This window comes from Flavobacterium sp. GNP001 (assembly GCF_054343775.1).
In genome coordinates this window covers 1-13,524 of the sequence record NZ_JBTGUX010000010.1, presented here as the reverse complement: position 1 = coordinate 13,524, position 13,524 = coordinate 1, and the positions used below count along the sequence as shown (strand labels likewise).

The 13,524-nt window shown below is 31.8% G+C and carries 18 protein-coding genes and 1 pseudogene; 3 read left to right on the top strand and 16 right to left on the bottom strand.

The window, feature by feature from the left end; genetic code table 11:
* Positions 1–113 precede the first annotated feature (113 nt).
* The 7 genes from ACXX8U_RS14665 to ACXX8U_RS14635 all read right to left on the bottom strand — a co-directional run bounded on the left by ACXX8U_RS14665 (position 114) and on the right by ACXX8U_RS14635 (position 3,495).
* Positions 114–650 (bottom strand): AAA family ATPase, encoded by a 537-nt coding sequence (locus ACXX8U_RS14665; RefSeq protein WP_458566504.1) that lies wholly within the window; start codon positions 648–650, stop codon positions 114–116.
* Positions 651–662: 12 nt separating this feature from the next.
* On the bottom strand, positions 663–1,334 hold the full coding sequence (locus tag ACXX8U_RS14660; RefSeq protein WP_458566503.1) for a restriction endonuclease subunit S: 672 nt from the start codon (positions 1,332–1,334) through the stop codon (positions 663–665).
* The gene (locus ACXX8U_RS14655; protein ID WP_458566502.1) at positions 1,318–1,683 is read right to left on the bottom strand and encodes a restriction endonuclease subunit S; all 366 of its coding nucleotides are present in this window, start codon (positions 1,681–1,683) and stop codon (positions 1,318–1,320) included. Before ACXX8U_RS14655 ends, ACXX8U_RS14660 begins: the two co-directional genes overlap by 17 nt.
* Positions 1,670–1,912 carry a hypothetical protein gene (locus ACXX8U_RS14650; RefSeq protein WP_458566501.1) on the bottom strand — a complete coding sequence of 81 codons (243 nt, stop codon included), beginning with the start codon at positions 1,910–1,912 and terminating at the stop codon, positions 1,670–1,672. Before ACXX8U_RS14650 ends, ACXX8U_RS14655 begins: the two co-directional genes overlap by 14 nt.
* Entirely contained in the window at positions 1,896–2,618 is a 723-nt protein-coding gene (locus ACXX8U_RS14645) for an N-6 DNA methylase (RefSeq protein WP_458566500.1), read from the bottom strand. Before ACXX8U_RS14645 ends, ACXX8U_RS14650 begins: the two co-directional genes overlap by 17 nt.
* 80 nt (positions 2,619–2,698) lie before the next feature.
* Positions 2,699–3,259 carry an HsdM family class I SAM-dependent methyltransferase gene (locus ACXX8U_RS14640; protein WP_458566499.1) on the bottom strand — a complete coding sequence of 187 codons (561 nt, stop codon included), beginning with the start codon at positions 3,257–3,259 and terminating at the stop codon, positions 2,699–2,701.
* Positions 3,196–3,495 carry a type I restriction-modification system subunit M N-terminal domain-containing protein gene (locus tag ACXX8U_RS14635; RefSeq protein ID WP_458566498.1) on the bottom strand — a complete coding sequence of 100 codons (300 nt, stop codon included), beginning with the start codon at positions 3,493–3,495 and terminating at the stop codon, positions 3,196–3,198. The genes ACXX8U_RS14640 and ACXX8U_RS14635 overlap by 64 nt, the downstream gene beginning before the upstream one ends.
* A gap of 512 nt (positions 3,496–4,007) precedes the next feature.
* On the opposite strand from ACXX8U_RS14635, the gene ACXX8U_RS14630 reads away from it, so the two are divergent.
* Positions 4,008–4,307 (top strand): hypothetical protein, encoded by a 300-nt coding sequence (locus ACXX8U_RS14630; RefSeq protein WP_458566497.1) that lies wholly within the window; start codon positions 4,008–4,010, stop codon positions 4,305–4,307.
* 186 nt (positions 4,308–4,493) lie between these two features.
* On the opposite strand, the gene mobC is transcribed toward ACXX8U_RS14630, so the two are convergent.
* From mobC to ACXX8U_RS14590, 8 genes are all read right to left on the bottom strand, one after another.
* Positions 4,494–4,667: a plasmid mobilization relaxosome protein MobC gene (gene mobC / locus ACXX8U_RS14625; RefSeq protein ID WP_458566496.1), complete on the bottom strand. Its 174-nt coding sequence runs from the start codon at positions 4,665–4,667 to the stop codon at positions 4,494–4,496.
* Positions 4,628–4,807, bottom strand: a complete 180-nt coding sequence (locus ACXX8U_RS14620) for a hypothetical protein (RefSeq protein ID WP_458566506.1) — start codon at positions 4,805–4,807, stop codon at positions 4,628–4,630. Before ACXX8U_RS14620 ends, mobC begins: the two co-directional genes overlap by 40 nt.
* A gap of 757 nt (positions 4,808–5,564) precedes the next feature.
* Positions 5,565–6,782 (bottom strand): primase-helicase family protein, encoded by a 1,218-nt coding sequence (locus tag ACXX8U_RS14615; RefSeq protein WP_458566495.1) that lies wholly within the window; start codon positions 6,780–6,782, stop codon positions 5,565–5,567.
* Positions 6,783–6,898: 116 nt separating this feature from the next.
* On the bottom strand, positions 6,899–7,108 hold the full coding sequence (locus tag ACXX8U_RS14610) for a helix-turn-helix domain-containing protein (RefSeq protein ID WP_458566494.1): 210 nt from the start codon (positions 7,106–7,108) through the stop codon (positions 6,899–6,901).
* Between the two features lie 405 nt (positions 7,109–7,513).
* Complete coding sequence (locus ACXX8U_RS14605; protein WP_458566493.1) at positions 7,514–8,743, bottom strand: IS4 family transposase; 1,230 nt, start codon at positions 8,741–8,743, stop codon at positions 7,514–7,516.
* A 51-nt stretch (positions 8,744–8,794) separates the two neighbouring features.
* On the bottom strand, positions 8,795–9,823 hold the full coding sequence (locus tag ACXX8U_RS14600) for a hypothetical protein (protein WP_458566492.1): 1,029 nt from the start codon (positions 9,821–9,823) through the stop codon (positions 8,795–8,797).
* Position 9,824: 1 nt separating this feature from the next.
* Positions 9,825–10,778, bottom strand: coding sequence for a tyrosine-type recombinase/integrase (locus tag ACXX8U_RS14595; protein ID WP_458566491.1), 954 nt, complete (start codon positions 10,776–10,778; stop codon positions 9,825–9,827).
* Positions 10,709–11,068, bottom strand: coding sequence for a hypothetical protein (locus ACXX8U_RS14590; RefSeq protein WP_458566490.1), 360 nt, complete (start codon positions 11,066–11,068; stop codon positions 10,709–10,711). The genes ACXX8U_RS14595 and ACXX8U_RS14590 overlap by 70 nt, the downstream gene beginning before the upstream one ends.
* Before the next feature lie 323 nt (positions 11,069–11,391).
* Here ACXX8U_RS14590 and ACXX8U_RS15165 point away from each other — a divergent pair.
* A pseudogene (locus ACXX8U_RS15165) lies at positions 11,392–11,609 on the top strand (Fjoh_0651 family PID-CTERM protein); the annotation flags it as partial.
* Between the two features lie 126 nt (positions 11,610–11,735).
* Here the strand turns inward: ACXX8U_RS15165 and ACXX8U_RS14585 are convergent.
* Positions 11,736–12,320 carry a riboflavin synthase gene (locus ACXX8U_RS14585; RefSeq protein WP_458566489.1) on the bottom strand — a complete coding sequence of 195 codons (585 nt, stop codon included), beginning with the start codon at positions 12,318–12,320 and terminating at the stop codon, positions 11,736–11,738.
* A 58-nt stretch (positions 12,321–12,378) separates the two neighbouring features.
* On the opposite strand from ACXX8U_RS14585, the gene pdxA reads away from it, so the two are divergent.
* Positions 12,379–13,428, top strand: coding sequence for a 4-hydroxythreonine-4-phosphate dehydrogenase PdxA (gene pdxA, locus ACXX8U_RS14580; RefSeq protein ID WP_458566505.1), 1,050 nt, complete (start codon positions 12,379–12,381; stop codon positions 13,426–13,428).
* Positions 13,429–13,524 lie beyond the last annotated feature (96 nt).

The window sequence follows — 13,524 nt, the reverse complement described above, 5'->3', positions numbered from 1 at the left end:
ATTTTTGATGAATTTGATAGAAAACTGGAATTAATTTTTCTAAAACATCAATACCCACTGGTTTATAATCAGTTGGATTTTCATCATTAACATATATGTTGCCACAATCAGAGTCAAAAACATTTATTGAAACTTAATGCAGGATGTGATGGGGTATTTTCAATCCAATTAAAAACGGTTGGAGTACCATTTACATCAATAGTAAACTCTACTTGTTGACTTAATGGTGAAGGAGTAAATACATTTTTTTTTAAATCGATATTACTTTGTCTGCTCCAACATAATTTCTTAAATATTCTAGAATAACTTGATTTTCCTGAACCGTTATTTCCATAAATAACTGTTAAACCTGAATTGCCAAATTGTAAATCAGCTTGATTGTATAATGCAGATATGTTTTGAGGCCTTCTAACTCTTAATAATTTTGGATATTGAAGTCCAGTGTTAACAGTTGTTGGTAAATGACTAATATTCAAAGGAATGGGGTTTAAAATAATTCCTGTAGCACCTTCTTCTTTTTTTAATAAATCTGTTAATTCATCAATATCATTTTGCGATAAAGTAGGATTTTGAATTATTCTCCTCAAAGCATCACTAAAAAATAATGGTTTTAAAGTAGACCACGTTAATATATCCTGATATATACTCATTTTATTTTTATTTTAAACAATCTCTTTTTGTGTTTCAACTTTGGTCATTTTAGAATGTAATACAGATTGAGCATCATTTGGCATTAAAGGATGAATTTTTCGACATAAATATATTTTATCAAAAAAAGGATTAGTTACCTTGTCAAATCTGATAACAATTTCGTCTTTAGGTAAAATCGTTTTAAGAGATCCAATATCTTTTCCAAGTAAACTACCTCTAATGCTGTGAGCATCTGAATCATTTCTAAGTTCTTGATACCTCGAATATAAATTTAAAAAATTCCATATTTTATAATGATTCGCAATAGGACGAATACAAATAACGGATTGATTGATATATGTTTCTATTTTACACAATGATGTTTGACCTCTTGTTTTACCTTGACCAGCAGATGCAATAATGGAATCACCTTCAATAGCTTTTTTGGTAGATGAATTTTTCACACCAATTTTGCTAATCGTACGTTCTGTGTCAATAATGACAGAATTTCTTGTTTCACCTGAGGAAAGCCAAAATACATCACCATTCCAGTACTCTTTGATATTGGTGTTAGGAGTTCCACCACTAAATATTTTATCACAAACATTTTTAAATTCACCAAATTCCCATCCAGCTGGAATCTCCATCTCCAATTCTTCACACCAAGCCATTTCTCCGACATTACTTTTATAAGGCTTTCCCATTTTCATCAGGAAATTCAAAATCTACAAACCATTGTTTGTAAATGGCTTGAGTGATTTCTTCGAGTTTGGTAATGAATTGATTGTTTACGGCAATACGATCCACTAGAATATGATATTCTTTTACAATTTCTTTTTGTTTTTCGATTGATGGAATTGGTAATTCAGTATCGCACATTTCATCCCAACCAAAAATTTCTCTTGCGCTTCCGTGTGATTTAAAACGAGCATATCTATCAAATTCTGGTCGTCGGAACCACATCATTAAATATTCTGGTAACAATTCATTTTTGTCAATTATTTCAAAAGGAGTATAGGCTTGGGAAACAAGCATTTTGTCAAAAACTTTCATTTAGTGCAATTGCAATTTTGTCTCCTCGCCTTGAAGTATCGGCTATGTATGTAAATTGATTTTTGTAAACAATTTTATAGGTGGACATATCGGTTCCAACAAGATTGGCTATGGTAGGAAAGAATATCTTTTTTACACTTAATCCCATTAATGGCAAATCTTGTAAATCTTTATTTCTTTCATCGACAATCCTTATATATTGACCTAATTTTTTATAACTTGATTTCATAACCCAATTCTTTGAAAACGGTTAGTAAATCAGCTTTCGATTGTGCCTCGGCTTGCAATAGTTCTCTAAATTCAGTTTGCAATACAGTCATTTTTTCATCAAAATCAATATTCTCATCACGATTCACAAAACTGATGTATTTACTGGGCACTAAAGAGAAATCTTTGGCTGCAACTTCATCAAAAGAAGCGGCATAACAAAACTCGGGTACGTTTTTATAGACTATTCCTGCTCCCTCTCCGTTGGAGAGGGTCGGGGTCAGGCTTTGCCAACTATGATAGGCTTGTGTGATTTCCAGAATATTCTCTTCTGAAAATTGGGTAAATTTCTTTTCAAACGGAATTCCTCTTTCTCTTAAATCCAAGAAAAGAATTTCATTTTGTCGGTCTCTATAATTTCGGGTTTCATCAGGTAAATTAACTGTTCTCGCTTTTTTATTTTTGTTCAAAATCCATAGCGTTACACTAATATCAGTGGTATAAAACATATTTCTTGGCAAAATCACAATAGCTTCTACCATGTCATTTTCTATCAGTTTTCTACGAATTTTGTATTCATCACCACCACCGGAAAGGGCGCCATTGGCCAAGATAAATCCTGCCATACCGTTTTCAGAAAGTTTAGCCACCATATTTAAAATCCAAGCATAGTTGGCATTGCTCGTTGGTGGTACATCGTAGCCTCTCCATCGGGGATCATCGGTCAATTCATCAGCAGCTCTCCAGTCTTTTTGGTTAAAGGGAGGATTGGGCCATAATATAATCCGCTTTCAAATCAGGGTGTTGGTCACGCCCAAAAAGTGTCGGCATCTACATCGCCTAAGTTGGCAGCAATACCGCGAATGGCGAGGTTCATTTTAGCTAGTTTATAAGTAGTAGCTGTATATTCTTGTCCGTAAATGGAAATCTCTTTTTTGTTTCCGTGGTGGTTTTCAATAAACTTAATACTTTGCACAAACATACCACCTGAACCACAAGCAGGGTCATAAATAACGCCTTTGTAGGGTTCAATCATTTCAGCTATTAGGTTTACGATGCTTTTTGGGGTGTAGAATTCTCCTTTCCCTTTTCCTTCAGCCAATGCAAACTTGCTCAGGAAATATTCATATACTCGACCCACAATGTCGGTTTGTTTGTCCTTAATGGTGTCAATGTTATTGATGGTATCTAACAAAGCAGCTAGTTTACTCACATCCATATTGAGGCGAGAGAAGTAGTTGTCAGGCAAAGCTCCTTTTAAGGCAGGATTATTTTTTTCAATGGTATGTAAAGCGGTATCAATTTTTAAGGCAATATCTGCTTGTTTAGAGTTTTCAATAATAAACGACCAACGGGATTCCTCAGGCAAGTAAAGATGTTAGACATGTTGTAAAACTCCTTCATTTCAAGGAATTTGTCTTTATTATCAGCAATTAGCTCTTTTCTGCGTTCTTCAAATTTATCACTGGCAAACTTTAAAAAGATTAAACCTAATACTACGTGCTTATATTCAGATGATTCTACGGTACCACGCAACTTATTTGCGGAATCCCATAGTGTTTCTTCAATTGATTTTTCTTTTTTTGCTTTTACTGCTTTGGCCATTTTTAGTTCACTTTTACCTGTTGGTTTGAAATCTTAATTTATTGAAACGTAAAAATAGTATTAAAAAAAAGACTAGCTATAGACACAAACATTAGCTTATTAAAAGTTTTTAGCTTGTGTGATCCATTCGTCATTTTTATTAGGAAGCGACTTCTAAACTAGATTACCATTTTGTGATAAATCAGTCTTGTATAAAAAGCTATTTTGTATGAAATTACCATACCCACTTTTAGTGATTTTTGAGTTTGAACAACTAAAATTTCATTCACTTTTATTTTATAAATAATAGTAAATGATTACTGAGGATAATTGCGGTAGATAATTTTGATCCATGGTGGTTGACCGATTGGTGGTTAGAATACATAGTAAATATTAAAATTAATAGCGTAGATGATACTCTATTTATACGGTAATAAAGTTATTGAATCGTTTACTGTACAAAATCGATAAATCGTAAGTTAAAATTGGTTAATGTTGCTTATCTTTGATGGAGAACTATTAAAATGTAAACCATGAAAAATAACGAATTTTCAGAATTCAAAAAGGATTTGCCTCTAAGCGAACCTCAAATCGATTTGTTTATCTATGAAAATGGAGAACCAATATTAAATCCAGCAACCACAGAAGCAAAGAGAAAAGTAATTAATTCTTCTACAAGAAATAATTCTGTTCAGGTTATCGACGGCTTTACGCCATTTATAGAGGAGTATTGTAAAGGAATTCGAACTGGTAAAAAAGAATTCACTATTGACGTTGAAAGAGTGTATGATGAACATTCTAATCTCGATTTTATTTATAGATTAGATGAATAGCAAAACGGAGTTGCCATCAAAGGCAACTCCGTTTTTATTACAATCTTCGTTTTCTCCTTCTCACTAGATTGATTTTTTTTCGATCAATATCAGAAAGGGAATCATCATTTTGTATCTTAAAAGCGAACCAATGGTTGATGGTTGGGTTATATTAGCTATTATGTCATTATTAATTTTTTTAGTTCGTCAAGTGCAGCCCAAAGATTGCTTAGAATCACTAGCGGTTAACTCATCACTACTATTGCATTTTTTTGCTATTTGATTGATATTAATTCCAATTCTATTCAGTTCACCAATGAAATTCGGGTCTTTGTTGGTGTTTATTTGTATCTTCTTACCTGATAAGGAATTCGAATACAATGGTCTTCAATATTCTCCCATCTGCTAGTCCTTTCTCCCATTGTCAACATATCGTGTTCAGGTTCATTAAAAGATAGATTTTGGCGATATTGTAACTTTTCATTTTCGTTTTTCTTTGGTGCACCACCTTTATTTTTCATATAATTTATTTTTAAAATTGTTACTAAAAAATGAGTTTACGAGTTTTTAATTTTGTAAGTCTTATCTGATTTTAGAGAGAAAAACCTACCTTGCTAACATTTTTTATTTATCGTTTTTTAGTTTTATCTGAGTATCCTATATGATGGAATTTTAATTAAATAATTGACTTATAGATTTATGAAATTTATTAATTAGTTATTTTGTTTTTTATAAATTAATTAAATAGCTATCACATTAATATGACTATGTTGCTTAACATTAATATGATAATGTTACTTAACATTATCACTTTAAGTTTTTTTAGAAATGCAAAAATGATCAAAGTAGAATGTACCAGATAAAACCTTTTGCCCCTTTAAGCTTCAGACATATTTTCAGGTTTAGTTGCTATTACATATGTTCAGGCTAAACTAAACCCCAAGCTTAAGGGGGAAAAAGATGAATTAAGGTCCTCTAATAAACTCTATTTTATTTTGATTGGATTTAAAGGGTTCAAAACTTAAATTTTCAAGTATATTTCCAATTGGTATTTCCGGTGCTTGTTTTTTATTCATGATGTTTTTATTTACAAGGTTTAAAAAAGTAAAAAAGTGATGATTTGATGATAAAATACAATCAGCTTAGTATTGGTAAAGGTTCGCCTATCATCGTTTCTTCATCATTTCATCACTTTTAAAATTCATTCATCATTTTATTTTCATCATTTAATTTTTTGATGATAAAATGATGACAGGTTAAAAGCTTATTCCTATTGGCTTAATCGTCTGTCTTCATCAATTCATCACTAAAATCAGATAAAAATTTTCGAGTTATTGTGTAGTAGCGCCCCTTAGTTAAATTTTGGTAAAAATCGAGGTCGTTGGTTATACTCACTTTTTGATATTGATTTGAGTTTTTGGCTTGCTCTAATTTCCAATTTTTCCGGATTACGTTTTTGATTTCTACTGGATCATATTTAATCTTAAACTTATTTAAAATGTTTAATAAGTCGGAAAAGCAAAAATCTAATGTCTCAATATCTAAACTTTCCATTGTGTTCATTAAAGAGTTTGCTAACTCTCGTTCTATTTGATTCGAATTATGCCGTATTAATTTTAATAATGCATTAGTTCTGATTTGCTCTGGTGTAAACCACATTCGGGACTGGTTCTCCGTTGAAAGTTTTCTGTTCGTTAGCAAGTGCAAAAATGCTGGAATCTCAGCAATTAGTTTTTTCAGTAGATGAACATCTTCTTTCTGGTAGCGATTTATTTTAATGATCCAAAACCTGATTTCGTCCGCTTCTACTTTTAAGAACGAGGTCTCTTTATTCGAACAAAGGATAAACTTCCCAAAAAAAGAAGATTCCCTTTTGTCTTTTCCTTTTGCCTCAGTTTTATAAGTATTTGTTGTAGAGAGGTATTTTATGCGTTCAGTGAGCTCATCTGTTTTAAATAATACTTCATCAATGCAGATCAGTAGTTTTGATGTCCAATCACTATTAAAATTTGAAGTAAAATCGCTGTTAGTTAAAAAAGTTAAATTGTATTCGAAAATTTCCTTTAACCACTTGAGAAAGGTTGACTTACCCGTTGAACGCTCCTTACTTACCAAACAAAGAATTGGTAAAATTTGTGTTGGCCGTAAGTAAATTAGTTGCAAGTAATCAAGTCCAAGTTCAAGCTGATCTCCAAAAATATGTGTTAAAAAACTTAATGTGCTTGTAATTTCGCCTTCAGAAGGTGATTTGCTAATTTGGTGATAAGTGTTGTAATAGTCCTGTACTCTTTTTTTAAAGTACTCCTTGCGATTTTCAGGGAGGCAAATAAAGCCATCAAATTTTTCGATTTCCGCAAGTACATCTTTACCGTGGTCTTGTCTGATCAACTCAGCAGACCAAATGACTAAGATCTCGATAAAATCTCCTGATGATAAAGGGTATAGGGATCTCTTAAAATATGACGTGCCTATTCTTAAATACTGGTTTTTCATCATACAAAGGGTTTTTTGTATATTTGCTTGATATACAATTAGTAGAATTAAACAATACAAAAAGAGCATAGCTGAAGACTCTGCTCTTTTTGTTTTAAATTTTTATCAAGTGTTGATTTCTAGAAGCAACTTGAATGGAGCTGCTTTTTACTAAAGACGGGGAATCTTCCCATTTGAAAATAAGGGATTTTACCTTTTTTTTTCCAATTAATGATCGTTTGAACCGATCTTCCAAATAATGTAGCTACCTCTTTTTGTCTTAGTTGATCTTCAGGGGCAGGAAATGTGAATAATTCCTCATTTTGTAAGGGTGTAATTGATGTTGCCATATTTTCAATGATTTTAATTGATTTTCATTGGTAAAATTAGGCTAGAACGAGGGGTGATTTTTACAAACGAATACAAACATCTGTAAATCAGTGTTTAATATAGGTTTTGAGCTTTTAAAAATAGCTCATTTGAAAGCTTTGTTTCAAACGGCTTTTCAATTTTATCTCTGTTTGATAAAATATCAGTTATTTTTTGTTTTGACATGCTCTCAGGTTTGAATAAGAATTCTGGAATTAAATTCGACAATTTCTTTTTACAATTAATTAATATTTTCCGACAAGTTAAATAATAGATGTAATAAATAAACTCATCAATTTTACTATTTTTAACACAGCTATCCGAAAGTTTTACTAAATAATAGAAAAACTGCCTCGACCCTTTATAAATAGGGTATGATTATAAAATTATGCTGAAAATAAGTCAGAACTGAATTTTAATTTTGGTTCTGGTCTTATTTTTTTTGCTCCATCTCCTACTTGATTGCAGACATAATCTAAACTTAGATAATACACTAAACAGATTCTGATTTTTTCGACCAGATTTGAGAAAGACTTTGTCTTTTTAGATATGGTTCTGTTTATCAATTCAATTAATAAGTAGCTAATCAATGCGATGTAAATTTGCGATTTAACCGCATTTTCACTTGTGCCTAGGAATGTTTTTATCTGTAGGTTTTGTTTCATTGCCTTGAAAAAAAGTTCAATATCCCATCTCTTTTTATACAAATCAGCTATTGTTCTAGCTGACCATTCTAAATTATTGGTTATGATTTCAATTACCTTGTTTTCGTCTTGCTTATAAACATGCACTAATCTTAGTTTTTGTTCATTAATCCCTGTCTCTATGGCTTTATTGCTGTTTAAAACAATAATTTCATCCTTAATAATATCTTGATCTTCCGCATCAGGTAAGTCCAATTCTTGGATGGATTTATACACTGTATTTGTCTTAATGCGAGTAACAAAAATATTTTCAGCTTGAATTCTATGCAGCATCAATGTAAAATCAAAATAAGCCCTGTCTTCCACTATAATTGTTCCTTTGGAAAAAACTAACTGACCTATGCCGTACCGGTCGTGTATTTTCGCTTCTGTTATATTTACCAAGTCCGGAATTTGTAAATTGTCATCCCAGCACGTGTGTATTTTTAAACCCCCTTTTGCTGTCCGAAACTTTGCCCAATCAAACATGTTTAAACACAGGCTGATTGTGGTACTGTCAATCAATTTTATATTTTGGTCTTTAATCTCTTTGATAATATTACGTTGAGATTCGCTTTTCAAGATCCTTTCATAATGTTTCAAAAGCCTATAATATATGGATTCAAACACTTTCCAATCTCGTTTTTTATTGCCATCACTCATAGTGGATCTTGCTGGACTTTGAGTCAATCCTAAATCTTCAATAAAAGTCTCGCTAACCCCAATTCCAGTGGAAATATCATTTAAAGTATAGCACTTATTCAGCTGTCCGTAAGTTAAAGCAACAAATTGGTCGTAAGTCTTGTACTTACTACATCCTTTGTCTGAACTGTGTTTTTTAGCACAAGATGCGATCATCCATCTAGGAACAAGTTCAATAATTTGTCTAATAACTGGTTTTTTGATATTTTTGTTTCGCCTGAAGAGTCCCATAAAGTATTATTTGTTTCGCAAAATCAAAAATACGGGATTCTAAGGCTCTTTTTATTTTAGACTTTCGGATAGCAGTGTATTTTTAACTAAATATTGGTTCAAACTGACCCTTGTATTATTTATTTCAATTTTGTCAAATGATGGATGGTTTTCAGTAAAACATGATATTAGTACTTTTGTATCTTTTTCGGCATTTGGACTACCAATTTGTTCGAAATAAAGAAAGATTAACTTGAAAAGTAATTCATTTGATTTAATATTATTTTGGGTTAACAGGTGAGCACTATCAATTTTAAAGGGGTTATTGTTGAAATAATCTCTTTTGTTTACAATCTTCATTATTTCTTCCCTTGTAACGTATTCATATTTTTTGTTCTCAAAAAAGTCTTGCTCCAGCTGATAAAGGTTTATTATTTGAGGGATACAATCTAGCTTTAGTCTATCAAAGAATTTTTCAACTACCAAAAAGTATTCGGCTTCATAAGATCCTTCCAGTCTAGGTTTCCTGTCTTTATCGAGAATAGTCTTAAACTTTGATGCAGCTGTTTTTTTGTCGTGCAAAAAAAACATTGAGAGTGCATAATTAAGTGGGACATGCGCCTTTCTGTTACTTTCTCCAATACAGAGTACTTTTTCTCGCAGTAGATATCCGTTCAATTCTTTATTTATGTCTGTATAAACTTCTGACCAAATGCTATCTTCATTAAGTAGAACTTGTAAATCACATTTCTTTCCTATTAAAAATACCATAAAATCACTTGTACATAATGAAAGGCGCGCTTCTTCTATTTGGTTTAAATAAAATGATTCAATTCCTTCTTCCTGAATGTATTTTTCTTTACCAAATTCTGCTAAAAAAACGGGCCAGTTCGAATTGTCTTTTACAGAATCGAGTAACGATTCGATTTCTTTATAATTTAAGTGCCAAAAAATTAAATCTATAATGGCCTTGTATTTGGAATGATCTGAAGATTCTAAGATTAATTTTAATTTTTCGGATATCTGTTCATATGCAGTAACGATAGTTAATGGGTCTTCTGAGTTTATAGTTTTTATTTTTTGTTCTTGAGAAATTTCCATATTATTCGTTTTCAAAATTTATGTTCCAAGTGTTGTTCATCTCTTTGTTTTTTTGAAAATTAGAGATATCTACATATCTTTTAAATGATTTTTCATCTTTATGATGAGTCATTTCTCTAAGAATTCTTTCATTCATTCCAAAAATAAGTGAGTTTGTAACAAAAGTTTTGCGGGCCACATGGCTAGTAATTAATTCGTACTTCTTGAAATTTTTAGTAATCCTTTTGGTTCCGATGTGCCTTGTAATAGTAATGTCAGAATTTAGTTTGATGATCTCGCAACAGTCTTGGATGTTTTTATTTAGTTTTTGTGAGCTTATTTTGGGCAAAGGTTCGTAGATAGTTCCTTTATATTTATCAAGAATGGCTTTAGCGTAAATATTTAATTCGATCCTATGATTAATAGTCTTAGTTTTAATTAAGGTTAATTGGATGTAATCATCATAAATGTTTGCTTGATCCATATTTATAATATCAGAATGTCGTAATCCGGTAAAACATCCAAAACAAAAAAAGTCTCTTGATTTGTTTAATTTTTCATTTTTAAAATCATGCTTGTATAGTTTAAACAGCTCTTCTTTTTCTAAAAAGATGACCTCAATTTCATTCTCTACTCGCTTTAGTTTTTTGAATTCAATATTATTATGGTATCCACGGTCAAAAGACCAGTTCATAAAAGTTTTAATGATGCTGATTAACTTCCCGTAATAATTGTTCAACGTTTTCTTTTCTTCAAAAGCGTATTCCATAAACTTTTCTTCAAATCGTTGGTTTATGGTGTCAAATCGTATGGGGTATTTCGTAAATTCATTAAAATGTTCTAAAAAATTTTTAACAGTTGTATACTTTGTAATAGTGCCTTTGGCTTTTGTATGTTTAGAAACATTTATAAATTCAGTAAAAGCCTCAAAAAAATCAATTGCAATAGAAACCTCTTCTTTGTCAAATTTTTCCAAAAAAATATCTTCAGCGAATGGGATTTTATTGTATTTGAAAAATCTTTAATACTATCTAATTTTTCTTTTGCTTGATGGATAGCAGCATTTGATTCTTGATAAGTTTCAAAAAAGGGATTTTTTTTATGGTTTCTAACTACTTCACTTTTTTCATCCCAGTCTTCTAGCAAGGTTTTTACATTCTGGAGATTTTTTCTGATTTTAATTTTTCCTGCGGTAATAACTACCCTAACAGGTATTAAACCGTTTTTATTTATTTTGTCTTTGCGTAATTCAAATAGATAATTCATGTTAAAGTTCATTAAAGCTGGTTAAATAGGGGGAGTAAATAGGGGAGTATTTATAAATTAAAGTTCATTAAAACTCATTAAAATATACATGATAAACCTATTGATATTCAAATATAAGAGATTATAGTTGAATAAAACAAGCTAAAAAATAATGGTACTCCAGGTGGGACCACGAAAAACCCCTCATATCCGCTGATATTGAGGGGTTTATTTTTTTTATTTAAACCAACTTATTCAAAAAAGCGTATCTTTGGTTTTACTGATGTAGATAATTTCAACTTGTGGTTTAATAAATATTCCATAAAATTAGTACCTTTGAATCAATGGTAATAAAACTAAACAAACTTTATTTCATACTCATTTTCCTTTTGGGGATCGTGGATCTTTTTGCTGGGCCAGGAGGTTCTGGGCCACCCGCTCCAACTGCAAAAAGGCCACCGCCTCCTCCAGGATTGACAATTGATGATAATGCAGTAATACACTAATCCTCGCTATCTTCCTCGGGATTTATTTTATAAACTGTCATAAGCAAAAAAGCAAAAACTCCAATCTAAATTGGAGTTTTTGTTTTTTATTAAGAATGCTGTGTTTTTGGATCGTTTCTATTTATTTTACACGGTCAGTTAGAGCCTCTGTTAAATATCATTATTTTTCGATACAATCTTAATTATTTGATGTATAGTCTTGAAACGTATTTGCCAATTACATCAAATTCTAGATTTACTTTCGTGCCAATTGTGAAGTTTTTAAAAGTAGTATTTTCGTACGTGTATGGGATAATAGCTACGCTAAACTCATTTTGTTTGGAATCAACTACGGTTAAACTCACACCATTTACAGTGATAGAGCCCTTTTCGATAGTGATATTGTTTAGTGTTTCGTCATATTTAAAGGTGTAACGCCAGCTTCCGTCAGTTTGTTCTGCGGTAATGCAGGTTCCTGTATGGTCTACATGTCCCTGAACGATGTGGCCGTCAAGCCTGTCACCAAGTTTCATCGCTCGTTCTAGATTCACGGTGTCTCCAATTTTCCAGTCACCTAAATTTGTTTTTTTTACTGTTTCGTCAATGGCAGTTACCGTATAAAAAGTATCATTTATTGCAACAACAGTCAAGCAGATTCCATTATGCGCTACGCTTTGATCAATTTGTAATTCTCCTGTAAAAGCAGAATTCATCGTAATATGAATATTGCTATTTTCTTTTTTTATTTCTTGGATAACGCCAAGTGTTTCTATTATTCCTGTGAACATTTCTTGTTTTATTTTACTAAATTTGCACTTCAAAATTAGCAATAAATAACGGTATGTCATTATGAAAAAAGCAGAAAATATAATAGTTGGAATTTCTATAGGAGATTTAAACGGTATCGGAAGCGAGGTTGTTTTAAAGGCATTCGAGGATACGCGCATGCTAGAGTTATGCACACCTGTTATCTTTGCTAATGTTAAGTTGTTATCCTTTGTCAAGAAAAGTTTTCAATCTGACTCAGTATTACACGGAATTGATAAGCTGGATCAAATTGTTCCCGGAAAAATCAATGTTTTAAATGTTTGGAAAGAGGGAGTCGATCTGAACTTTGGTGTTGGTGATCCAAAGGCGGGTGAGTATGCTATAAAATCATTTGTTGTAGCAACAAAAGCCTTAAAAGACGATCTTATAGATGTTTTGGTGACCGCACCTATCAATAAATATAATATCCAGTCGGAGGACTTCAAATTCCCTGCTCATACAGATTATTTGGATCAAGAACTAGAGGGTAATGCTCTTATGCTTATGGTTCAGGATAATTTAAGAGTAGGACTGTTGACCGATCATATTCCGTTGAGTGAGGTAGCCTCTCATCTTACAGAAGAGTTGATCAAAAGAAAAATTGAAACCGTTAAACAATCATTAATACGAGATTTTAGTATAAATAAGCCTAAAATTGCGGTTTTAGGATTGAATCCGCATTGCGGCGACGGTGGCGTTATTGGTACCGAAGATGATTTGGTGATCAAGCCAACCTTAAAAAAGATATTTGATAAAGGAACTTTAGTTTTTGGACCTTTTGCCGCAGATGGTTTTTTTGGTAGTAATCAATATGAGAAATATGACGCTATTATTGCGGCCTACCATGATCAAGGACTAATTCCTTTTAAAACATTATCATTTGGAAATGGGGTAAATTATACGGCAGGTTTAAATAAAATACGGACTTCGCCGGATCACGGAACTGCTTTTGATATTGCAGGAAAAGGAGTTGCTGATTTCAATTCATTCAAAGAGGCTGTTTATTTAGCAATTGATATTTATCATTCTAGAAATCAATATGCCGAAATCAGTGCAAAGCCTTTGAAAACAAAAGAAAAACAGTTGTGAACAAAAAAAAGTGAATAACATTATTAGATTTACAATAATTTTATATCTTTGCACTCCCGTTACGAATCGTTGTGATAGGGTCAAAATGTTGGTCAA